The sequence below is a fragment of the Thioclava sp. JE_KL1 genome (assembly GCF_009296265.1).
GTDB lineage: Bacteria > Pseudomonadota > Alphaproteobacteria > Rhodobacterales > Rhodobacteraceae > Thioclava.
Window position 1 is genome coordinate 45,701 of the sequence record NZ_WBJS01000004.1, and the last position, 22,650, is coordinate 68,350.

Sequence of the window (22,650 nt, forward strand, 5' to 3'; positions counted from 1 at the left end):
GGCTATGGAGCATTTTCTTCTCTCGGGCGCCCCGGAAGGGTTCGACGCCGCCTTGCTGGCCAAAGAGCTCGCCAAGGGCAAATCGGTCATCCATGTCGCGCGCGACGATCGCCGTCTGGCGGCCATGCGCGGGGCACTCGCGTTCTTCGCGCCCGAGGCGACGGTGCTCGACTTTCCGGCCTGGGATTGTCTGCCCTATGACCGGGTCTCGCCGAATGCCGATATCTCGGCCACGCGGATGGCGACGCTGGCAGCGCTCGCCTCGGGGATGCCCGGGCCGTTCGTTCTTCTGACCACGCTCTCGGCCGCTATGCAGCGCGTGCCCGCGCGCGAGGTGCTGGCCGGTGCGAGCTTCACCGCGCAGGTCGGCAAGCGGATCAACGAGCAGGCGTTGCGCGAATTCCTCGTGCGGATGGGCTTCTCGCAGGCCTCGACCGTGTCCGAGCCCGGCGATTACGCGATCCGCGGCGGCATCATCGACATCTTCCCGCCCGGCGAGGGCGGGCCGGTGCGGCTCGATCTGTTCGGCGATGTGCTCGACGACGCGCGCGGCTTCGACCCGGTGACCCAGCGCACGACCGAGAAGCTGAAAGGCGTGGAATTGGCCCCAGTCTCCGAGGTCATTCTCGACGAAGCCGCGATCACGCGCTTCCGGCAGAATTACCGGATCGAATTCGGCTCGGGCGGCGCGGAAGACCCGCTTTACGAGGCCGTCTCGGCAGGGCGCAAACAGGCGGGGATGGAGCATTGGCTGGGCTTCTTCCATGAAAAGCTCGAGACCATCTTCGACTATCTGCCCGACGCGTCGGTGATGCTCGACGATCAGATCGCCGCGCAGCAGGAAAGCCGCTGGGAAGGCATCGCGGATCAGTACGACACGCGGCGCGAGGCGATGACCCGGCGCGACCGGCTGGATTCGGTCTACAAACCCGCGCCGCCGCAGCTTTTGTATTTGAACCCAGAGGGTTGGGAGGCGGTGTTGAAGCCGCTTCGCGTGCTGCGTCTACAGGTGATCCCGGCACCGCCCGGACCTGGCATCCTGAATGCGGGCGGGCGTGTGGGGCGCAATTTCGCGCCCGAGCGCAAGGTCGAAAACGTCAGCCTGTTCAGCGCCTTGAAGGATCATGTTCAGGCGCGTCTGGCCGATGGGCCCGTGGTGATCGCCTCGTGGTCCGAGGGCGCGCGCGAACGTCTGCGCGGGTTAATGGAAGACGAGGGGCTGATCGGTGCCAAGCTGATCGGCTCTGCGCGCGAGATCGGGCCGGGGGTGAACCTCACGGTCTGGCCGCTCGACGAGGGGTTCGAAGCGCCACGTGACGGTGGCGAGATGACCGTGATCTCCGAGCAGGACGTGCTGGGCGAACGGCTCGTCTCGAAGCCGCGGCGCAAGCGCAAGGCCGAGAATTTCCTGACCGAACACACCACGCTGTCGCCCGGCGATCTGGTAGTCCATGTCGATCACGGGGTCGGTCGCTACAAGGGGCTGGAGACGGTCACGGCCCTTGGTGCACCGCATGAATGCGTGCTCTTGGAATATGCGGGCGGCGACCGGCTCTATCTGCCGGTCGAGAATATCGAACTGCTCAGCCGTTACGGCCATGAGGAGGGCTTGCTCGACAAGCTTGGTGGCGGCGCATGGCAGGCCAAAAAGGCCAAGCTGAAAGAGCGTATCCGCCAGATCGCCGACAAGCTGATGCGGATCGCGGCCGAGCGTCACCTGCGCAACGCGCCCATTCTGGAAGCGCCGCATCACGAGTGGGAAAGCTTCGCCGCGCGCTTCCCCTATACCGAGACCGACGATCAGATGAGCGCGATCGAAGACGTCGTGGACGATCTGAAATCGGGCACGCCGATGGATCGTCTGGTCGTGGGAGATGTGGGCTTCGGCAAGACCGAGGTCGCGATGCGCGCGGCCTTCGTCGCCGCGCAATCGGGCATGCAAGTCGCGGTGATCGCGCCGACAACGCTGCTTGCCCGCCAGCATTACAAAACCTTCGCCGAACGCTTCCGCGGCACCGCGCTGAACGTGAAGCCGCTCAGCCGTTTCGTCTCCGCCAAGGAAGCCACCAAAACCCGCGAGGGGCTGCGCGATGGCACGGTCGATATCGTGATCGGCACCCATGCGGTGCTGGCCAAGTCGGTGAAATTTGCCAATCTCGGCCTTCTGGTCATCGACGAGGAGCAGCATTTCGGCGTGCAGCACAAAGAGCGCCTGAAAGAGATGCGCTCGGAAATTCACGTACTCACGCTGACCGCGACGCCGATCCCGCGCACGCTGCAACTCTCGCTGACGGGGGTGCGCGATCTGTCGATCATCGGCACGCCGCCCGTCGACCGGCTCGCAATCCGTACCTATGTCTCGGAGTTCGACACCGTCACCGTGCGCGAGGCGCTGCTGCGCGAGCATTACCGGGGCGGGCAGAGCTTCTATGTCGTGCCGCGGATTTCCGATCTTCCCGAAATCGAGGAATTTCTGCAAACCCACGTGCCGGAGGTGAAATATCTCGTGGCGCACGGCCAGATGGCGGCGGGCGAACTCGATGACCGGATGAACGCCTTCTACGACGGCAAATACGACGTTCTGCTGGCGACCACGATTGTCGAAAGCGGCCTCGATATTCCGACCGCGAACACGATGGTGATCCACCGCGCCGATATGTTCGGCCTGAGCCAGCTTTACCAGATCCGGGGCCGGGTGGGCCGCGCGAAGACGCGTGCTTATTGCTACCTGACCACGAAACCGCGGATGCCGCTGACGCCGCAGGCGCAGAAACGGCTGCGTCTTCTGGGGTCGCTCGACAGCCTCGGCGCGGGATTCAACCTTGCGAGCCAGGACCTCGATCTGCGCGGCGCTGGCAACCTTCTGGGCGAGGAACAGTCGGGCCATATCCGCGAGGTGGGTTACGAACTCTATCAGTCGATGCTGGAAGAGACGATCTCGAAGCTGAAATCGGGCGAGCTGACCGAGACGGCGGATGGCGACTGGTCGCCACAGATCAATCTCGGCGTACCGGTGATGATCCCGGAGGCCTACATCCCAGATCTCGACGTGCGCCTCGGCCTCTATCGTCGCCTGTCGAGCCTGACCACGAAGGTCGAGCTGGAAGGCTTCGCTGCCGAACTGATCGACCGCTTCGGCGAACTGCCGAAAGAGGTCAACACGCTGCTGCTGGTCGTCCGGATCAAGGCGATGTGCAAACGCGCGATGATCGCCAAGCTCGATGCCGGTCCGAAAGGCGCGACCGTCCAGTTCCACAACGACAAATTCCCGAACCCGCAGGGTCTCGTGGAATTCCTGACCGCGCAGCGCGATCTGGCCAAGGTGAAGGACAACAAGCTGGTCATTCGCCGCGACTGGAAGAACGACAAGGACAAGATCAAGGGCGCTTTCGCGATTGCCCGCGATCTGGCCGAGAAGGTTATCGAGGCGAAGAAGGCGAAGGCCTGAGCGGCTCCGCGCGGAACATCACCTGTCCGCGCGGCAGCATCCGGTCGTCGCGGGTGAGGCGCCAGCCTGAGGCGTCCGCCATCGCGTAGAGCGCGGTTTCCGAGAGGTGATACGGCGCGCGAGCGGCATGGGTGACGACGCCGTCCTTCTGGCGGTGGCTCGTGGCATCCTTGGGCGCGAGGAACACCGTCATCAGCACGCATTCCAGATGAGGAAAGCGCTGCAACCCATTGAGACAGCGTGCAATTGCGTCGCTCTCAAGATGCGGGAATACGCCGAAGGCGATGGCATGGGTGATCGTGTCGGTGACACCGGCGAAGGTGAAATCCGCATCCTCGACCAGCTGCACAGGATCGAGCCGGTCGCGGGCGTCAAGCTCCGCCGCATAGCCCGCCAGCATCAGTGCGCGCGAGGCATCCGTACCCCAGTAGTGACCGGGCTCCAGATAGGGCACCGCCTTGCAGCCAAGCCGCAACGCGCCCGCGCCGATATCGAGAAGCACGTGATCGGGTCGCAATCCGTGATTCATAAGCGCGGCCATCTGCGCACGGCCCGTCTCGTCCCAGCGACCGCCCACGATGTCGCGGTGGCGGCCCTTGGCGAGCGCCTCATCGTAGAACCCTGGGCGGGCATAGGGCGAGGACATCAGAAACGACTCGGGATCGGGGAAAGATGCGCGGGTATGCGCCCTTTGCCCCCGTGCGTAAAGCCCCGTCAGTCGGTCTCCTGCGTCTTGCGGATCAGCCACCAGGCGAGGCTCGAACAGATCAACGTCGCGACCACCATTGGCAGTGCCGTGCCGTTGAAGGACAGACCCACGGGGGCTGCGATCACCACCGCGCCGACCGTCGAGATCGCGGCCACGATCGAGGCCGCCATGCCGGCGATATGACCCATATGCTCCAGCGCCAGCGCGTTCAGGTTCCCAAAGGTCAGGCCCGCCATCGCGAAGACCGAGACCGAATAGACGAAGATGAACGGGAAGCCCGACGCACCGTCGGTCAGACCGCTAAGCACCAGCACCAGCATGACCGCAGAGATCGCCACCTGAGAGATATAGGTCCCCTTGACGATCTTGCGCATCCCCAGCCGCATCACGTAGCGCGCGTTGAAGATCGTGGCCGTGCCCGCCATCAGCGCGCCAATGGCGAACCACATCGGGAAAGTGTCGGTCACGCCATGCGCCGCGTAAAGCTGTTGCGCGGTCGACAGCAGCGCGAACATCTGCCCGAAACCCAGCGTCATGGTCACGATATAGAGCCGCACATCGGAATGGGTGATCACCTCCAGCGCCGCAGCGCGCAGCTTCGACACGTTCAACGGGCGGCGATCCTCGGGAGCGAGCGTTTCCGGTTGCCGGATCATCAGCCAGCTCACGCCGACGCAGCCAAAGACCATGAAAGCCCAGAACACGCCGCGCCAGCCCGCAAACGCGATCACGAGTTGGCCGATCGACGGCGCCACGGCGGGCACGAGGATGAAGATCATCATGATGAAGGAGGTGATCTTCGCCATCTCGCGCCCGGCAAACAGATCGCGCACCAGCGCCATCACGGTGATCCGAGGCCCCGAGGCGCCGATCCCTTGCAGCACCCGCGCGGCCAGCAGCGCCTCGAGGCTCTGCGCATGGGCGGCGACGAATGCCCCGACCATGTAGATCGCGATCCCGCCTGCGATGGTCTTGCGACGCCCGAGCGCATCCGAGATCGGCCCGGCAAACAGCGTGCCGACGCCCATACCCAGAACGAAGGAGGTCAGCACCAACTGCGCGCGGTTCACCGCATCGGGACTCAGTTCTTCCGCGATCTGCGGTAGGGCCGGCAGCATCCCGTCGATCGAGAAGGCGACCGTCGCGATTAGCGAGGCGAGCATGACCGTCAGTTCGGGCAGCGAAAGAGGCGTGCGCGCCCGGGGCGCGTCAGAGATCTGAGACATTCTGGGGGACTTTCCGAAAGTCGGATTTATTCGAAGCGCGAGCATAGGGGGCTGCGCCAATTTGGCCAGAGGGCCGGGCGCGCAGCCCCCTGTGCGCTCACGCGATAGTGACGGCGGTTGCGACGCCGGACAAAGCGGTCAGTGCTGGGTCGCGTCGGAGGGTGCGCCGGACAGCTCGTCGATCACCTTCAGCCACAAATCGGTCGGCTGTGCGCCGCTCACAAGATGAGCATTGGCGACAACGACCGAGGGCACCGCGTTGATCCCACGCTCGCGCGCATGCGCTTCCTTGGCGACGATCGTGTCGATATCGGCATCCGAGGCCAGCAGCCGCTCCACCAGTCGCGGATCCATCTTCGCGGCCTCCGCCACCTCGCACAGCACGGTCGCGTCGCCGATATTGCGCCCGTCGCGCCAATGCGCGGCCAGCAGCCCCTCCATCACGTCCTCCTGACGCTCTTCCAGCCCCGCCCAATGGAGCAGGCGATGCGCGTTGCGCGTGTTGGGCTGGTGGGTGACGCGCTCGGGGTGGAAATCGTAGCCCTCGGCCTCAGCGATCTCTAGGAGCTGCACATGCATCTTCGCGGCCCCGTCCTGACCGAATTTCGCCTGCAGGTAATCCGCGCGCGGCATCCCCTCGGGCGGCATCGTCGGGTTCAGCTCGAACGGCTGCCAGGCGCGCTGAAACGGGTGGTTGGGTCGTTGCGCCAAGGCCCGGTCCAGACGCGCCTTGCCGATGAAGCACCACGGGCAAACGGGATCGGCGAAAATATCGAGCGTGATCATGAGGTGACCTCCTGTTGCAGCATGGCGCGGATTTCCGAGCGCAGCACCTTGCCGTTACGGTTGCGGGGCAGGGCGGCGATATGGGCGTAAAGGCGGGGTTGCTTGTAGCGTGCAAGCCGCGCCTCGGCATGGGCGCGCAGCGCGTCTTCCCCGGCCTCGCCGGTATAGGCGAGCGCGATGACGCTGGCATCGGCCTTCACCGCGATCTCGACGGCGGCGACGTCGCCTGCGCCGGGGCAGTCATGCATGACCTCTTCGACCTCGATCGGCGAGACCCGGAAGCCGCCCGCGTTCATCATATCATAGCCACGCCCGAGATAGGTGATCGCACCGTCTTCGCCCATCGAGACCGTGTCGCCGGTCACGAACCACGGGCCGACCCGGCGCGCCGCCGTCTCCTCGGGGGCGTTCCAATAGCCCAGATAGAGCCCCGGATCGCTTTCATGGATCGCAAGCTGACCCGGCTCGCCACGGGGCACCGGCTGCCCATCCTCGCCCAGCACGGCGACATGACGACCCGCCTGCGGATAGCCGCAGGTACCGGGCGGCGCGGGATGATCCGGACTGCCCGAGATGAAGGTCGAGCATTCCGACATGCCGAGCGCCTCATAAACCTTGGTGCCCGTCGCCGCGTTCCAGGCCGCGCGCGTGGGGTCTGGCAGCGCCTCGCCAGCGCTCAACCCATGGCGCAGCTTCGGCAGCGACAGCGTCTCGTGATGCTTCAGGATTTGCCGATAGACCCCGGGGGCGGCTGCGAAGATCGTCGCGTCGAACCGTTTGAGCAGCAAGGGCAGGCTGCGCGGCTCCACCCCGTCCGCCGGGATCAGCGCGGTCGCGCCGAGCGTCCACGGATCCATCAGCCCGGTCCCGAGCGTGTAGGTCCAGTTGAAGGCACCCGCATGCATCAGACGGTCGTCCGACCCCATGCCATACCAGCCGCGATACATCATCTGGCGCGCCCAGATCGCACGATGAGCTTGCATCACGGCGCGCGCCGAACCGCCCGTGCCGGAGGTGAAAATCATGTAGGCGAGGCGGTTCGGATCGCCCATCGCGTAGTCGCAGGGCGCGGCCTCCTCGGCCTTGCGCAGAATTTCGGCAGGAATCACGCGCGCCGGATGCTCGGGCAGGGCGATCCCGTCGCCCGCCACGACCGCCGCCGGATTGAGATCGGCCGCGAGCTTGGTGATCTTGGCCTCGGTCAGCTGCGCCGAGGTCGGCACGGGCACGAGCCCGGCGGCGATGGCGCCAAGGAAAGCGATGGGAAATTCCGGCCCGTTGCCCAGCCGCAGCATCACGCGGTCGCCGGGCGTCAGCCCCGCCTCGAGCAAAAGCGTCCCCGCACCGCGCACCGCCGCGATCAGCCGCCCATAGGACCAACGCTGCGCGCCCGAGGGCTTCACGATCTGCATCGCGAGCTTGTCGGGGGTCGCCGCGCCAGCCGCTAAAACATGTGCGGCCATGTTGAAGGCGCTAGGCGGGTCGGGGATCGGGTCTGTGCGGTAAACGGAATCCATGCAGCCTAGCTAGGACGCAGCACGCGCCCGAGCAAGCCCGAACGCGCCGACATCACTTTCGCTTCGCCTTGGCGAAAATATCCCGGGGGTGAGGCGGGACGAGCGGCCTTCCGGAGGAAGGACGCCCCGCCGAACGCCCGGAGCGCAAGCTAAGGGCCGCGCAGCCGCGGGGGCAGAGCCCCCTGCAACCTAGGTCATGCGCGCGACGCTCACTCTTCGTCGTCGTCGCCGAAGCGGGCGTCGTCGTCATACTCGTCTTCGCCCTCGCCGACATATTTCGCCGACAGCGCAATCGAATGACCGTCATGGGTCGGGTCCATGACCACGTCGGAGGGCAATTCGCCCCGCATCCAGTCGCGGATTTCGTCGCGCGCGTCGGCCGGCTCCTGTTCGGTCAGCTCGGCGATATACCGGATGAAGGCCTTTTGATCGCCGTCGATCTCGTCAAGTTCGGCCTCGTCGGCTTCGGGCCATTTGTCCACGATCGCCTCGTAAAATGCCGCCCAGTTTTCCTCGATATGGTGCCATTTCATCGCTTTTGATCCTTTTCTTCGCGGCTCGTCTCACGGGCGGCCCTATTTCTGAGAAAGGGACGCCCGGGGGGCTTTGCAAGGCACAAGGCAAAGATACCTCGCGCGGTTCCATATCGTGATCAGTTCCGGGAGTTTACCTGAACCAGCCCTGCACCGAGCGCGCACCGCCAGAGATGTCGTCGCCCACACCGGCCACCGTGTTGCAGCCCGCCAATGCCGCAGCGACTGCTGCCAGAAGGATGAGTTTTTTCATTGTCCTGCCTCTTGATACCACCAGACATCGGGTTGGAAACCCGGCCATGCCCCGTATAGCGGGGTCTTCTCAGGGTAGTGAAGCTGCTTGATATGGGCGATGCGGTCAACCGGGGCATACCAGATCGGGATGACATAGCGACCTGCAGTCAACACTCGGTCGAGCGCATGGGTCGCGGCGACGAAATCCTCGTGGCTTTTGGCGTCGAGCATGGCCTTGACCATCGCCTCGGCGGCCGGGGAGTTCATGCCCATCCAGTTGCGCGAGCCGGGCTCTTTCACGCCTTTCGAACCCCAATAAAGGTTCTGCTCGTTGCCGGGCGACAGCGACAGCGCGCGCCAGTACCATGCCATGTCGAAATCATAGGCATTGGTGCGCTGCGTATATTGCGCGTCGTCGATCACGGTCACTTTCGGGAAAATGCCCAGCTTCTTGAGCGCCTCGATGTAGATATCGACGATGCTCTGGGTTTCGGCCGCGCCTTGCTGCAGCACGATCTCGAAGGTGAAGGGCTTGCCGTCCTTCTTCAGAACGCCATCGCTATCGACCTGCCAGCCCGCGTCTTCCAGCAGCTTCGCCGCGGCGCGCATGTTCTTGCGGTTGCGCACGCCACCATCCGAACTCGGCAGCGAATAGCCGTCAATCGTGCCGGGCGGGAGCTGATCTGCGAACGGCTCCAGCAGGGCTTTGACCTTGTCCGCTGCGGGGCCGTGCTCCATCCCAAGCTCGGAATTCGAGAAGTAGGAGGAAATCCGCGGCTCCGCGCCGCCATTGATGGTCTTGTTGATGAACTCGAAATTGAACGCATCGATCATCGCCTGACGCACCCGCCAATCGGCGAAGACCGGGTTGCGGGTGTTCATCACCAGCCCCTTGATCCCCGAGGGGCGCCCGTTCGGGATCTCGGATTTCACCACGTCGCCCGATTGCACGGCGGGGAAGTTGTAATTGCGGCCCCAGTCGGCGGCGTTCCATTCGGTATAGCTGTCGGTCTCGCCGCCCTTGAAGGCCTCGAACACGACCCCGCCATCGCCGAAATAGTCGTAGCGGATCGTGTCGAAATTGTTCCGGCCCTTGTTGAAACCCAAATCCTTGCCCCAGTAATCGGGGTTGCGCTTCAGCTCGATGAATTTGCCGGGATCGACGCGGCCCACAACATAAGGCCCGGACCCGATCGGCGCTATATTGGTGGTGGAGGCGAAGTTGTGCCCCTCCCACTGCGCTTTCTCCAGCACCGGGCGCATCCCCATGATCAGCGCCATTTCGCGGTCCTTCACCTCGGGTTTGAAGGTGATGCGGACCTTGCGCTCGCCGGTCTTCTCGATCTTCTCGACCTTCGACCAGGCGTTCTGGTAGCGCGGATGGCCTTCGGTCCCGAGCGTTTCATAGGACCAGATCACATCCGCGACCGTCACCGGATTGCCGTCGGAGAACTTCGCCTCGGGGCGCAGGGTGAACTCCACCCAGGTGCGATCAGGATCGGTCTCCACCGATTCGGCGAGAAGCCCGTACAACGTGAAAGGCTCGTCCATCGAGCGGCCCATCAGCGATTCGGCGACATAGCGGCTGATTCCCTCCGCCGGGCGGCCGTTCAAAATCCACGGGTTAAGCGAATCGAACATGCCGGCCACGCCAAATCTGATCTCGCCACCCTTGGGCGCGTCGGGATTGGCATAGGGCAGGTGGGTAAAGCCGGCCGGAAGTGCAGGCTCTCCGTACATTGCAATCGCAGGTTGTGGCTCCGCGGCGGCGATCCCTGTAAATACAGGGGCGAGCCCGAAAAGCGCCCCGCCGAGTAAATGGAAAAACACCGATCTCGTCATGTTAACAATCCCTGCCTTGCCTGCATTTATTGGCGCCAAGCTAGCGAGAGGTTTGAAACTGCGCAAACTTTTCCCTTGGAGAGCGGCGCAGGATTGCTTATAAGGGATGCACTGCTCGATAGGTTTCTTGCCTGTATGAAACCTGCCTCATGACTTGACGCCCGCCCTAGCGCGGGCGTCTTTTTTTACGTCATCCCCCAAGAAAACAAGGTCCTCACCGCGATATCACGCGGTATTGCGCTTGCAGCATGGCGTTCGCAGGCGCGGCACGGCATGATCCCGGCGAATCCGTAACTTATCGCCACCGAAGGAGAGAACATGTCGCTTCAGGGAAAAACCGCCGTCATTACCGGGTCGAATTCCGGGATCGGTCTCGGGGTCGCGCGCGAACTGGCGCGGGCCGGCGCCGATGTCGTCATCAACTCCTTCACCGATCGCGATGAGGACCATCAGCTCGCCGCCGATATCGCGAAGGAATTCGGCGTCACCGCACGCTACATCAAGGCCGATCTGTCGAAAGGCGCCGAGGCGCGCGCGCTGATCGAGCAGGCGGGCAAATGCGATATCCTCGTGAACAATGCGGGCATCCAGCACGTCTCGCCGATCGAGGACTTCCCGGTCGAGAAATGGGATGCGATCATCGCGATCATGCTGACCTCGGCTTTCCACACCACCGCCGTCGCGCTTCCGATGATGCGCAAGGCGGGCTGGGGCCGGGTGGTCAACATCGCCTCCGCGCATGGTCTGACCGCGTCGCCCTATAAATCGGCCTATGTCTCGGCCAAGCACGGCGTTGTGGGCCTGACCAAGGTCACCGCGCTCGAGACCGCGAAGGAAGACATCACCGTCAACGCGATCTGCCCGGGTTATGTGAAGACCCCGCTAGTCGAGGCGCAGATCCCCGACACCGCGAAGGAATACAACATGACCGAGGAAGAGGTGATCGAGAAGGTCATCCTCGCGCGTCAGCCCTCGAAGGAATTCGCGACGGTCGAGCAGATCGGCGGCACCGCGGTGTTCCTGTGCTCGGACGCGGCGGCACAGATCACCGGGACCACGATCTCGGTCGATGGCGGCTGGACTGCACTGTAATCGGAAACCCCTCTGGCGGAGCGGCAACGCTCCGCCGGATCAATAGGGGCGCGACGAGAGCGCGCGCTCATGCGCCTGACGATGGGCGATCACGGCCTCCAGGCGGTTCTTCACCCCGTATTTCTGCATGATATTCGTCATGTAGAACTTCACCGTCTTCTCGCTGATGGCGAGGCGCGTGGCGATTTCGCGGTTGGTCTTGCCGCGTTCCAACTCCCGCAGCACCTGCATTTCGCGATGGGTGAGGTTCTCGCTCTCGGATTTCTCCTGACCGGATAGCGCCGCCTGCAGCAGCGCCGCCGCAAAGCTGGGCGAGACGAAGGTGCCGCCATGCAGGATCGCGTCGATCGCGGCCTGCAACTCCGAGACGCCCACGCCCTTGAGAATGTAGCCCTTTGCCCCCGCGCTCATCGCTTCGATCGCGGTTGCAGGCTCGTCGCAGGCGGTCAGCAGGATGCATTGCATGGACGGGTCATGGTCGATGATCTTGCGCAGCGCGTTCAGCCCGCCGCCGGGCATGCTGAGATCGAGGATCATCACGTCCGGCCTGCGCGTCCGGGCCAGCTCGATCGCGTCGATGGCAGAACTGCCCTGATCGATCACGTCGATCCCGAGCGCGTCTTGCAGGACGGCACACAGCCCCTGCCGGAAAATTGGATGATCATCGACAATACAAGCCGTCGTCGGCACGAAATTAGACATGGAAATACCCCTTAAACGATCCCGCAACCGCGTTCCCCAACGCGCGACGGCCATGCCGTCCGGAATGCCGCGAAATCCTTCTTCCCCCTGACCAACAGAATGAAGGTGTCCTGAATAAACACAATAAAGAAAGACGCTTACAGAATAGTCCCATCTGGCTATGGCTATAGACCGTTAGGATTACGTGCGCGTCACCTGCAGGGGGCGTCTGGAGCGAGCGGAATGCGGCAAACCACCTCCGCGCCCTGCGGCTCGAGACGTCGGAATTCGAGCGTGCCGCCGAGCGATTGCGCCCGGAATTGCATTCCCGGCAGACCAAGCCCACCCTCGCGGTATTCGCGCTCTTGCTCGACGGTGCAGCCGGGGGCCGGGCCACTGTCGGAAATGCGCAGGACGAACGAGCCATCTTCTTGATAGGTTTCAATTTTCTGGCTCGATCCGGGCGCGTGACGCGCGGCGTTGGCGAGGGCTTCCTGCACGATCCGACCCAAGGTGCGCCGCGTCGTCTCGGTCAGCTCCGGCGCGCCCGGCGCAAGCGCGAGTGTGACCTGCGCCCCGGTGCGTCGGCCATGGTCCGTGGCGAGCGTTTCGATCAGCGCGGCAAGCGTCGGCGCGGCGTCGAATTGCGGCGCGACCAATCCGCCCGAGATGGCACGGATTTCCTCCATCGTCTTGCGCGCGACTTTCTTGATTTCCGCGACAATCCCGGCCGCTTTCGGCTCATCGGTCGCGCCGGGGGAACGAATCATATGCTCCAGCCGGTCGATCTCCAGCACCAGGTAGGAGAGAAGCTGGCACGCCCCGTCATGCAGGTCCGCCCCGATGCGCCGTTTCGCGCGCTCGTCGATATTGGCGGCGTTCTGGGCTGCCTCGGCGATCGAGCGGTGCAATTGCGAATTGCCCAGCAGCAGACGCTCGCGCTCGGCGAACTGACGGCGGAGCTCGACGGTCTGGCGCTCGATCGTCAGGCTGCCGCGCCGCACGATCAGGTAGAGCATGGTAAAGACGATGATCGCCACCGGCCCGACGAAGAGCCACGTCGTCTTGGCGGAGGTCAGCAGCGCGCCCCGGACCACGTCGGCATTCTGGTAGAATTCGCCCACCGCCAGAATAGCGCCGGTCTCCAGATCGCGCAGCGGGGCGTAGATCTCATAGAGCTGCACGCCCAGCGCGCGTTCGGCATCATGGGCGGCGTCCTCCAGATCGGGAAAGCGCCCGAAGACCTTCCCCTCGAGTGCCTCGAAAATCTCGTCGTCGGGTAGGACGTGGCCATGCCCGGTCTCGGGCGCGAAGACCAGCTTCCCTTCGCGGCTCCAGATCTTGATGGCGAGGAAATTGCCCTGTTTGCGAAACCCCTCCGCGAGCGCATCCAGGGCTGCGAAATCCCCGGGGAGCAAGGCCTCCGATTGGCCCAGCGCCTGCACATGCGGCTGCAAGAGGTTCTGCATGTAGAAGGCGGCGGTGTCTGCAGAGGCGTCGAGCAGCCGCGTCGTCGCACGGTTGTTGATCCAGTACGCGAGGGAGGCGAGCAGGAGGCTGAGCACCAGCCCAAGCCCCACGAGAAACTGCAGCGACAGCGAAAACCCCAGAAACCAGCGCAGCGGATTTCGCACCGTCTGCACCGGGTCCGGGGCCCCCAAACCCCCGACCTTGGTCGCATCACTCTTAGACCTTTGTCCCATAGTCCCTTGCGTCCTTTGGCGAGGAGCGTTCCCGACCATAGGGGAAAATCTCGTTCGACCTAAGACAATTTTCGCCCCCTCGATTTGCTGGCCTGATGGAAGACAGGAAAAAGCGCCGTGCTTGTGGGGGGTGACGGCGCGAGGCGAGGCACAGGGGTAAGTGCCGTCTCGCACAGCCTCCTGATGAGCCAAGCACCGGCGATGGGTGTGACACGGGACCGCGATGCGGCCCGATTTGGTCTTAGGGGGCTGACATGACGATCAAACTGGCCGGAGCCGATCTCGACTATCTGCTGCAACAAGCAAATATCCTGAACGATTATTCCCGACTGACGAGCGCGCTCGACCCGAACGGGGTGCGCGAGGTGTCGGGCTATAACAACAACCTCGCGGGCGGCTATACCGTCGGTGCGGATGGCACCATCGTCTGGACGGGCGGCAATGTGCATCCCGATTGGGGACAGGCCGATACCGAGTTCCTGCGCATGTTCACCACCAACCACCCGACCGAGCCGGAATACGGCACCTCTTACGCCACCGTGCAGAAGATGTGGGTGACGCTTGTGCTGCCCGACAGCGAGGGCCGTCTTCCCGACGATCCCGATTATGTCGCGACCTCCAAGCAGGTGCTGGTCGACAACCCGATGTCGATGTCGCCTTCGATGTTCGTGGCCGACGCAAATGGCGTGGCTCCCGGCGCGGAGGGTTACATTCCGACCGTCGACGCGATGTCGATGATGGTGGCAATGTCGGATGCGCAGGCCGAATACCAGTTCGGCACGGACGGCTCGACGCTCGACATTCTCAACAGCTCGGTCGTGGTGGATTCCACTCCGCGCCTGATCTCGCAGCTGATCACCAGTTCGAACGTCGACATGACCGATCCGAACTACAACCCGGCAGCGGTCGCCGCGATGAACAATCTGGGCGGCTCGGCCGTGGACGTGTCGAACTCCGTCGTGGGCGACATCACCACCGCCTTCATGCCGAACCCCGGCATCCTCGGGGGTGTCACCTATAACGAATGGTTCGTGGCCTTCGGTCAGTTCTTCGATCACGGTCTGGACTTCATCCAGAAGACCGGCGGCGTGGTGATGATCCCGCTGAGCCCGAACGATCCGCTTTGGATCGACCCCGCCGATCCGGCCTACATCCCCGGCGTCTCGAACATGATGATGTTGAGCCGCGCGAAGCTATCGAACCCCGATACGGATTTCGACGATCAGGGCAACCTGCTGCCGGGTGTCACGCCGCTCTACAACAACAATACCGGCCTGATGATCGACCAGAGCCAGACCTACGGCTCGCATGAGGCGGTCAACGTGCTGCTGCGCCAATACGATGCCAATGGCGTCCTCACCGGCAAGCTGATCACCGGGGCCGAGGACGGGATCGTCCACCGCCCCGATGCGAATGGCAATCTGGTGGAACTCGACGTCTCGATGGGGGCAGCAGTCGCACCCGATGGCACGGAGGTCACGGGCAAGGACGAGCTGGCGACCTGGGCCGACATGAAGGTCAATGCGGCTCGGATCGGGATCGAACTGGTCGACACGGATGTGCTCGATTGCCCGTGGATCAACGCAGATGCGATCGGCCGGATGAACTTCACCCCGCAGAGCGATTTCCTCTTCCGCTCGGATCAGAGCATCGCCGATCTCGAAGCGATCGCTTCCACGACCGGGATCGAGATCGGGGGCATGACCTACACCTCCTTTGCCGATGTGGCAGCTGCGGGCTATGACCCCTTCGTGCGCTGGACCCTGCAGGACGCGATGGAGGGCAAATGCGCCGCGGCCGATATCGGCGAGGTGCGCACCACCAATCAGGCGATCCTTCTGGATATCGCGCATGGCGCCGCGCCGGGCGCCGATTTCCAGGGCAATGAGCTCGACCCGGCGTCGGACCCGAATGCGGGCGCCTTCACCTACGATGACGCGCTTCTGGCCCGTCACAAGGTCTCGGGCGATGGCCGCGTGAACGAGAACATCACGCTGACCTCGGTGCACCACGTCTTCCACGAAGAGCACAACATCCAGGCGCAAAACGTCATGATGTCGGCGGTTCGCGATGCGATCGCAAGCGGTGATATCGACGGGCTGAACGGCACGGATGCGGCGAATGAAGGTTGGCTGGCGGTGGATATCGACCAGATCACCTTCGACAGCTGGGCTGGCACCGATCTGACCGACGACGCGGCTGTGCAGGCCATCGTCGACAGCCTCACCTGGGATGGCGAGCGCGTCTATCAGGCCGCACGCATCATCACCGAGAGCGAATACAACCATATCGCGGTCGACCAATACATGGGCACGCTTTACCCGGCGCTGCCGGAATTCGTGTCCTACTCGGCCGATATCAACCTCAATATCAGCCTCGAATTCGCGCAGGCCGTGTTCCGTCTGGGCCACTCGCAACTGCGCGAGACCGTCCAGATCGCGGTGACCGACGAGGCGGGCGTCAACCCGGGCGAGCCGGGCTACGTGCCGACCTATGTCGAGAAGGGGCTCTTCGACGTCTTCCTCAATCCCGATCAGTTCGACGTCTATGGCGCGTCCGGGATCGCGGCGGGTCTGCTGACCCAGCAGGGCAACGAGATGGACGAATTCGTCACCGCCGCGCTGCAACAGTCGCTGGTGGGCGTGCCGCTCGATCTTCCAGCGCTGAACATTGCGCGCGGTCGCGATGTCGGGCTGCCGACGTTGAACGAGCTGCGCATGGAAGTCTTCGACGGGCTGACCCAGAACACGTCTAACAACACAAACGGCTCCGGCATCGCGCCCTATCACAGCTGGGAAGATTTCGGGGCGCATCTACGCACGCCGGAATCGCTGGTGAACTTCATCGCCGCTTATGGGCGGGATGAGGACGGCACGTTCGGGCTGCAAGCCGCGCGCGACGCCTATCAAGCGGGCACGGGCGAGCTTTACGAAATCCGCGCGGCGGCGCAGGCGATCCTCGATGCCGCAGCCGATGCGTCCGATCCGCTGCATGACGAAGCACTGATGTTCATGCGCGGTTCGGGAGAGCCGACCTATACGCCGGGCGTGGGCTGGTCGCTCTCGGGCGGGCAGGGCGATCAGGGCTTCTGGGATATCGACCTCTGGGTCGGCGGTCTGGCCGAACAGGCGATGTTCGACGGCCCGCTGGGCACCACCTTCAGCTTCATCATGCTGGACTTCACCCAGCGCCTGCAGGATGGCGACCGCTTCTACTACCTCTACCGGATGCCGGTTGGCCACCATCTGGGCGATCAGATCATCGGCGAGCAATTCGCCCATCTGATCATGCGCACCACCGGGCTGGAGCATATCCCGGACGCCTTCGCCACACCCTCGGCCACCTATGTGCTCGACGGGACGACCTCGAGCGGCGACTACCACGACAATGCGCGCGACGGTCTGCTGGGTGTCGATGACGCTTATGGTGACAACGACTACTTCAACGCGACGCTGGAGCGACTGCCCGACGAGGTGCGCGACGTCGCGCTCGCAAATGGTGGCTTCGAGGCGCAGGATCTCGTCGCGGCGGGAGCCCCGACCAATGCGCGCGGCACCTATCTCAACGGGGCGATCGAGGGCTGGACCCTCAACGGCACCGGCGGCACCTGGGCTCCCACCGAAGCTTCGGTGCCCTTCCTGCCCGAAGGCACGCAGGTCGCCCAGCTCGGTCGCAATGCATCGATGACGGCCGACACCGGCACGGAGCTCGTCGAGGGAAATGTCTACACCCTGACGCTCAAAGTGGGCGACAAGATCGGCTATGTCGCGACCGGCGGCACGGTCAAACTGGTGGCCTCGGATGGCACCGCGTTGGCCAGCGCCGTTTTCGCGCCGCCGCTCGATGACGACGACGTCACGACGGACGATGCCTGGGACATGGTCACCCTGAGCACCGGTGCTGTGCCCGCGGATCTCGCAGGCCTGGGCCTGAGCATCGTGGTCGAGACCGACGGCACCGGCCAATACACGCTCTTCGACAATGTCCAACTCACCGAGAGCATCCCCGGCGGACCCGCAAATGACGGCCATATCACGGTGATCGGCCTCTCGGGCGACGACTTCATCGTCGGGGCCCTGGGCGATGACGTGCTCTATGGCGATGAGGGCAATGACCGCATCGAGGGCGCGCAGGGCAACGACCATATCTATGGCGGCGACGGCGACGACTACATCACCGATTACGAGAATGACGACTTCATTCTCGGCGGGAATGGCAATGACACGATCTTTGCGGGCCCGGGTGTGCTCGATACCTCCCACGGCAACGCGGGCGATGACGAGGTCCATGGCGGCGACGGCATCGACGAGGTCTTCGGCGACGACGGCAATGACCGTCTCTACGGCGAGGGCGACACCGACCTGATGATGGGCGGTGACGGCAACGACTACATGGATGGCGGCGACAGCGTCGACGAGATGTTCGGCGGCAACGGCGCGGACTGGATGGTCGGCGGCGTCGGCGACGACAACATCAACGGCGGCTCGGGCAACGACCTGCTCGAAGGGGGCCTCGGCCCGACCGCGAATGATGGCGACCGTCTCAACGGGGACAGCCCGGCGCAGCTCAATCCGGTGATCGAGTTCAACGGCGACGGCACCGAGGGCGACATGGATATCGGCTCCTACGAGGACGCCTATATCAACGTCGTCGCGAACCTGCAGACTTCGAACAACGCAGGCACTGGCTCGGTCCTGATGGACCAATATGCCTTCCTCGAAGGTCTCGTCGGCTCGCAATATAACGACGATCTGACCGGCGCGGATGAGAACGGCATCGGCTCGAACGGGATGAACAACTATCTCGTGGGCGGCGGCGGAGACGACCGTCTCACCGGCCTCGGCGATGGCGGCGACGAGGGCACGGGGCAGGCCGATTTCATCTTCGGCGACAGCGTGATCGTGGACTCGAACCTCTACTGGATCGGCGACAACCGTCACGACCAGAGCGTGACCGTGACCGGCTTCATCGAAGACTGGTACGGCACCGGCGACACCCGCGTTCAGTTCTCGGACGGCTCGCTCGGTCACATCCTCGGCGATACCGGTACGGAGGGCACCGACACCGCGCTCTACACCGGCAACCGCGACGACTACCGCATCGAGCTGATCTCGATGAACGGCCAGCAGGCGGTGAAGATCACCGATCTGCGCAACGGCACCGACAATCAGGGCAATCCGGTCGCGACCGATGGGGTGGATATCCTCGTGGGCGTCGAATGGGCCGAGTTCGCGAATGGCGAGACGATTTCGCTCAATCCCGATCCAATGTCGGACATCATGTGGAACGCGACCGGCAGCAGTGGCGGCGGCACCATCGCCCGGCTGAGCGCGGATGTGCCCTTCGGCGGTCAGGCGACCTACGAGCTGCTTTCCGGCTCGCCGGAGGTGCGGCTTGGCGGTTTCAATGACGATCAGGTGCGCATTCAGGGCGGGCTTGGCGACAATGAGGCGCTCACCGCTACGATCCGCGCGACCGACGCGTCTGGTACGCAGGTCACCGAGACCTTCGATATCGTCACCGGCGATGCGACGGACGAGGTGATCAACCTGACCGGCGCGACGAATGACACCACGATCTACGGCCGCGAAGGCAATGACACGATTTCCGGCGGGGATGGCAACGACACCATCGTCTGGAACGTGACCAATCTGCGTCGCAACCAGCCGGAACGGCCCGACGGGCGCGATTTCGTGGATGGCGGGGCCAATGGTGCCGCGGGGGACCGCTTCGTCGTCACCGGCAACAACACCCGTGAGAACTTCGTGATCTATACTGTCGCGGCTGCGATGGCGGCCAATATCACGGTGCAGAACGCGGCCGCCGAAATCGTCATCACCCGCGATGGCGAGGTGATCGCCGAGCTCGCCAATATCGAGGAGATCACGATCAACACGCTCGACGTGACCGCCGATAACGGCAACGGCGGGCTCGACGGCGGCAATACCGGCGGGTGGCGCGGCGACAATGTCGAAATCGTAGGCGACTTCACCGGCACCAGCCTGAACTACTCGACGATCACGGTGAACGGCGATGATGGCGACGATGTCGTGGACATCTCGCAACTCGAATCCGATCACCGCATCGTCTTCCACGGTGGCGGCGGCGACAACGTGCTGGTCGGCGGAACGCGGTCGCAGGACGTGCTTGTCGATGCACGCCACGGCGCGCGTCCGGACAATGCGAACCCGGACGGCTCGGATAGCGGCAGCGGCAGCGATGACGGATCCGACAGCGCGATGCCCGACGGGCTGGTGCTGGTCGGCGACGACACCGCCGAGACCTTCATCGGCATGGAGGGCAATGACGTCATCTTCGCAGGCGGCGGCGCGGATAATGCGCTCGGCAACGAGGGCGACGACATGATCTTCGGTGACGGGGGCGCGGATCGTCTCTTCGGCGGCGAAGGCGACGACGTGATCGAGGCTGGCAAGGGCCGCGATATGGTCTTTGCCGATGACGGCGACGACACGGTGATCGCGACCGAAGACGACGGCGCCGACAGCTACTGGGGCGGGGAGGGCTCGGATACGCTCGACTACGCCGCGATCCAGGCCTCGGTCGAGGTCGATCTCGGCCACGGCACAAACGGCCACGGTCAGGTGATGATCGGCGAGACCGCGGATCAGATCTACAGCTTCGAGAATGTCATCACCGGCAGCGGCGACGACACGATCATCGCCAACAGCGCGGTCAACGTGATGGATGGCGGCGGCGGCCACGACACTTTCGTGTTCAACGCGGCCGCCGATGCCGATGGCGACCGGATCAACGGTTTCGCACCGGGCGACAAGATCGACCTGAGCGGGATCGACGCCGATCAGGGCGCGGCCGGTTCGCAATCCTTCGTCCTGTTCGCGGCGGGCGATTTCAGCGCCGCGGGCGAGCTGCGGGTCTCCTACGAGATGCGCGACGACGGCGAGCATACGATTGTCGCGGGCAATGTCGACGACGATCTGGATGCCGATTTCGAGATCGATATCGCGGGCCGTCACATGCTCGACGCCGCTGATTTCAATGGGGTGAACTAAGGGGTAGCGCCCGGCGGAGGGGTCCGCCGGGCGTGATTTTTCAAAGTCTCAAGATCTTGGTGGGAGGATCACATGAGCAATGCACGTCGCCGTTTCCAAGCCAGCGAAGAGCTCGTTTCCGAACGTCTCGGCCGCTATCGCGGGCTGATCGTCTTTCTTCTCGGCCTGTCTTTCGTGATCAGCCTGCTCGCGCTGACAGGCTCGTTCTACATGCTGCAGATCTACGACCGGGCGCTGACCAGCGGTTCGGTCCCGACGCTGCTGGCGCTCTCGGTTCTCGCCATCGCGCTCTACCTGTTTCAGGGCCTGTTCGATGTGCTGCGCAACCAGATCCTCGTGCGCGTCGGCGCGCGGATCGATAACCGCCTCGCGCCGCTCACGCATCGCGTCGCGATCGAGATGCCGCGTTTCGGCTATTCCACATCCGAGGCGCTGGAGCGGGGCCGCGACGTCGACACGATCCGCAGCTTCGTCTCGGGGGCCGGGGCCATCGCGCTTCTGGACCTGCCGTGGATGCCGCTGTTTCTCGGCTTCGTCTATCTGCTTCACCCGCTGCTGGGGCTGATGACCATCGGTGGCGCCTGCGTGCTGATCACGCTCACCGTCATCACAGAGATGATGTCGCGCCGCTCGGGTCGGGAACTGCAGAAAGCCTCCATCGCCCGCGCGATGATCGCCGATACGAACACCCGCAACGCCGATGTGCTGCACGCGATGGGCTTCGGTCGCCGCGCGGTCGAGCGGTTCGACACCGCCAATGCCGAGCATCTGCGCCTGCATGCGCGCACCAGCGACATCACCGGCACGCTCAGCGGGCTGTCGAAGGTCACCCGGATGATGCTGCAATCGGCGCTTCTCGGGCTTGGCGCTTACCTGACCATTGTGGGCGAGCTGTCGCCCGGCGCGATTATCGCCTGTTCGGTTGCCGCGTCGCGCGCGCTGGCGCCGGTGGAGATGGCGATCGGCAACTGGAAGGGGTTCGTCGCCGCCCGCCGCAGCCATGCGCGGCTGCGCGACACGCTCGCGACGCTCGAGGATGACGACACAATGGTCGCCTTGCCCCCGCCGACCGAGAGCTTCACCGTCGAGGGGATGACGGTCGTCGCGCCGGGCTCCGGAGCGGTGCTGCTGGGCGATGTCAGCTTCGATCTGAAATCGGGCGATGCGCTCGGTCTGATCGGGCCCTCGGGCTCGGGCAAAACCACCCTCGCCAAGGGGATCGTCGGCATCTGGCCGCTATTGCGGGGGCATGTGCGGTTCGACGGAGCCGCGCTTGATCAATGGCGCGTGGACCTTCTGGGCGACCATATCGGCTACCTGCCGCAGGAGGTTTCGCTGATGGAAGGCACGGTCGCCGAGAATATCGCGCGCTTTGCCCCCGACGCGACGGATGCGGATGTGGTGGCGGCGGCGAAGGCTGCGGGCGCGCATCAGACGATCATCCATCTGCCCGACGGCTACCAGACGCAGCTTGGTCCCTTCGGCACGTCGCTTTCCGCGGGCCAGCGTCAGCGGGTCGGTTTGGCGCGCGCGCTTTATGGGGCGCCCTTCCTCGTGGTGCTGGACGAGCCGAACTCGAACCTCGACGCCGATGGCGAAGCGGCTCTGAGCGCGGCCATCGCATCGGTCCGGGCGCGCGGCGGCATCGTCGTGGTGATCGCGCATCGCCCCAAGGCGCTGGAATCCGTCAATCTCGTGGGCTTCGTTCAGGGCGGCAAGCTGGTGGCCTTCGGTCCGAAAGACGAGATCGTCAATCGATCCGTCGGGCTCAAACCGCTGCCCAAGGGCAAACGCCCCGCAGCAGCGGCGGAGCTGGGGGACAGCATCGAGCAGGCGGTGGGCTGAGCC

The 22,650-nt window shown here is 64.2% G+C and carries 13 protein-coding genes; 4 read left to right on the plus strand and 9 right to left on the minus strand.

Going from position 1 to position 22,650, the window contains the following annotated elements:
• Nucleotides 1-4: 4 nt before the first annotated feature.
• Nucleotides 5-3,448, plus strand: coding sequence for a transcription-repair coupling factor (mfd, locus tag F8R15_RS08160; RefSeq protein WP_152844257.1), 3,444 nt, complete (start codon nucleotides 5-7; stop codon nucleotides 3,446-3,448).
• Here the strand turns inward: mfd and F8R15_RS08165 are convergent.
• The 7 genes from F8R15_RS08165 to F8R15_RS08190 all read right to left on the minus strand — a co-directional run bounded on the left by F8R15_RS08165 (nucleotide 3,420) and on the right by F8R15_RS08190 (nucleotide 10,295).
• Nucleotides 3,420-4,094: a class I SAM-dependent methyltransferase gene (locus F8R15_RS08165; RefSeq protein WP_253732489.1), complete on the minus strand. Its 675-nt coding sequence runs from the start codon at nucleotides 4,092-4,094 to the stop codon at nucleotides 3,420-3,422. The two genes, mfd and F8R15_RS08165, sit on opposite strands and share 29 nt — an antisense overlap.
• A 68-nt stretch (nucleotides 4,095-4,162) precedes the next feature.
• On the minus strand, nucleotides 4,163-5,383 hold the full coding sequence (locus F8R15_RS08170) for a multidrug effflux MFS transporter (RefSeq protein WP_232621594.1): 1,221 nt from the start codon (nucleotides 5,381-5,383) through the stop codon (nucleotides 4,163-4,165).
• A gap of 138 nt (nucleotides 5,384-5,521) precedes the next feature.
• Entirely contained in the window at nucleotides 5,522-6,169 is a 648-nt protein-coding gene (locus F8R15_RS08175) for a DsbA family protein (RefSeq protein ID WP_152844258.1), read from the minus strand.
• Nucleotides 6,166-7,686 (minus strand): class I adenylate-forming enzyme family protein, encoded by a 1,521-nt coding sequence (locus F8R15_RS08180; protein ID WP_152844259.1) that lies wholly within the window; start codon nucleotides 7,684-7,686, stop codon nucleotides 6,166-6,168. Before F8R15_RS08180 ends, F8R15_RS08175 begins: the two co-directional genes overlap by 4 nt.
• 209 nt (nucleotides 7,687-7,895) lie before the next feature.
• The gene (locus F8R15_RS08185) at nucleotides 7,896-8,219 is read right to left on the minus strand and encodes a hypothetical protein (protein ID WP_078520654.1); all 324 of its coding nucleotides are present in this window, start codon (nucleotides 8,217-8,219) and stop codon (nucleotides 7,896-7,898) included.
• A gap of 133 nt (nucleotides 8,220-8,352) precedes the next feature.
• Nucleotides 8,353-8,472: a lipoprotein gene (locus F8R15_RS22095; protein WP_338113616.1), complete on the minus strand. Its 120-nt coding sequence runs from the start codon at nucleotides 8,470-8,472 to the stop codon at nucleotides 8,353-8,355.
• Nucleotides 8,469-10,295, minus strand: coding sequence for an extracellular solute-binding protein (locus tag F8R15_RS08190; RefSeq protein ID WP_152844260.1), 1,827 nt, complete (start codon nucleotides 10,293-10,295; stop codon nucleotides 8,469-8,471). Before F8R15_RS08190 ends, F8R15_RS22095 begins: the two co-directional genes overlap by 4 nt.
• Nucleotides 10,296-10,613: 318 nt before the next feature.
• Here F8R15_RS08190 and F8R15_RS08195 point away from each other — a divergent pair, with 318 nt between their 5' ends.
• Complete coding sequence (locus F8R15_RS08195) at nucleotides 10,614-11,387, plus strand: 3-hydroxybutyrate dehydrogenase (RefSeq protein ID WP_078520656.1); 774 nt, start codon at nucleotides 10,614-10,616, stop codon at nucleotides 11,385-11,387.
• Between the two features lie 39 nt (nucleotides 11,388-11,426).
• Here F8R15_RS08195 and F8R15_RS08200 read toward each other — a convergent pair whose 3' ends face one another.
• Both F8R15_RS08200 and F8R15_RS08205 read right to left on the minus strand, forming a co-directional pair.
• A complete protein-coding gene (locus F8R15_RS08200; protein ID WP_172976189.1) occupies nucleotides 11,427-12,089 on the minus strand; it encodes a response regulator transcription factor in 663 nt (220 codons plus the stop codon).
• Nucleotides 12,090-12,280: 191 nt separating this feature from the next.
• On the minus strand, nucleotides 12,281-13,771 hold the full coding sequence (locus F8R15_RS08205; RefSeq protein ID WP_152844262.1) for a sensor histidine kinase: 1,491 nt from the start codon (nucleotides 13,769-13,771) through the stop codon (nucleotides 12,281-12,283).
• A 254-nt stretch (nucleotides 13,772-14,025) separates the two neighbouring features.
• Between F8R15_RS08205 and F8R15_RS08210 the strand changes: the two genes are divergently transcribed.
• Nucleotides 14,026-20,802, plus strand: a complete 6,777-nt coding sequence (locus F8R15_RS08210; protein WP_152844263.1) for a peroxidase family protein — start codon at nucleotides 14,026-14,028, stop codon at nucleotides 20,800-20,802.
• A 72-nt stretch (nucleotides 20,803-20,874) separates the two neighbouring features.
• Nucleotides 20,875-22,647, plus strand: a complete 1,773-nt coding sequence (locus tag F8R15_RS08215) for a type I secretion system permease/ATPase (RefSeq protein ID WP_152844264.1) — start codon at nucleotides 20,875-20,877, stop codon at nucleotides 22,645-22,647.
• The last annotated feature ends 3 nt before the right edge of the window (nucleotides 22,648-22,650 follow it).

Coding starts and splice junctions, on each gene's coding strand:
- mfd (WP_152844257.1), top strand. CDS start 5: ATGGAGCATTTTCTTCTCTCGGGCGCCCCGGAAGGGTTCGACGCCGCC.
- F8R15_RS08165 (WP_253732489.1), bottom strand. CDS start 4,094: ATGTCCTCGCCCTATGCCCGCCCAGGGTTCTACGATGAGGCGCTCGCC.
- F8R15_RS08170 (WP_232621594.1), bottom strand. CDS start 5,383: ATGTCTCAGATCTCTGACGCGCCCCGGGCGCGCACGCCTCTTTCGCTG.
- F8R15_RS08175 (WP_152844258.1), bottom strand. CDS start 6,169: ATGATCACGCTCGATATTTTCGCCGATCCCGTTTGCCCGTGGTGCTTC.
- F8R15_RS08180 (WP_152844259.1), bottom strand. CDS start 7,686: ATGGATTCCGTTTACCGCACAGACCCGATCCCCGACCCGCCTAGCGCC.
- F8R15_RS08185 (WP_078520654.1), bottom strand. CDS start 8,219: ATGAAATGGCACCATATCGAGGAAAACTGGGCGGCATTTTACGAGGCG.
- F8R15_RS22095 (WP_338113616.1), bottom strand. CDS start 8,472: ATGAAAAAACTCATCCTTCTGGCAGCAGTCGCTGCGGCATTGGCGGGC.
- F8R15_RS08190 (WP_152844260.1), bottom strand. CDS start 10,295: ATGACGAGATCGGTGTTTTTCCATTTACTCGGCGGGGCGCTTTTCGGG.
- F8R15_RS08195 (WP_078520656.1), top strand. CDS start 10,614: ATGTCGCTTCAGGGAAAAACCGCCGTCATTACCGGGTCGAATTCCGGG.
- F8R15_RS08200 (WP_172976189.1), bottom strand. CDS start 12,089: ATGTCTAATTTCGTGCCGACGACGGCTTGTATTGTCGATGATCATCCA.
- F8R15_RS08205 (WP_152844262.1), bottom strand. CDS start 13,771: ATGGGACAAAGGTCTAAGAGTGATGCGACCAAGGTCGGGGGTTTGGGG.
- F8R15_RS08210 (WP_152844263.1), top strand. CDS start 14,026: ATGACGATCAAACTGGCCGGAGCCGATCTCGACTATCTGCTGCAACAA.
- F8R15_RS08215 (WP_152844264.1), top strand. CDS start 20,875: ATGAGCAATGCACGTCGCCGTTTCCAAGCCAGCGAAGAGCTCGTTTCC.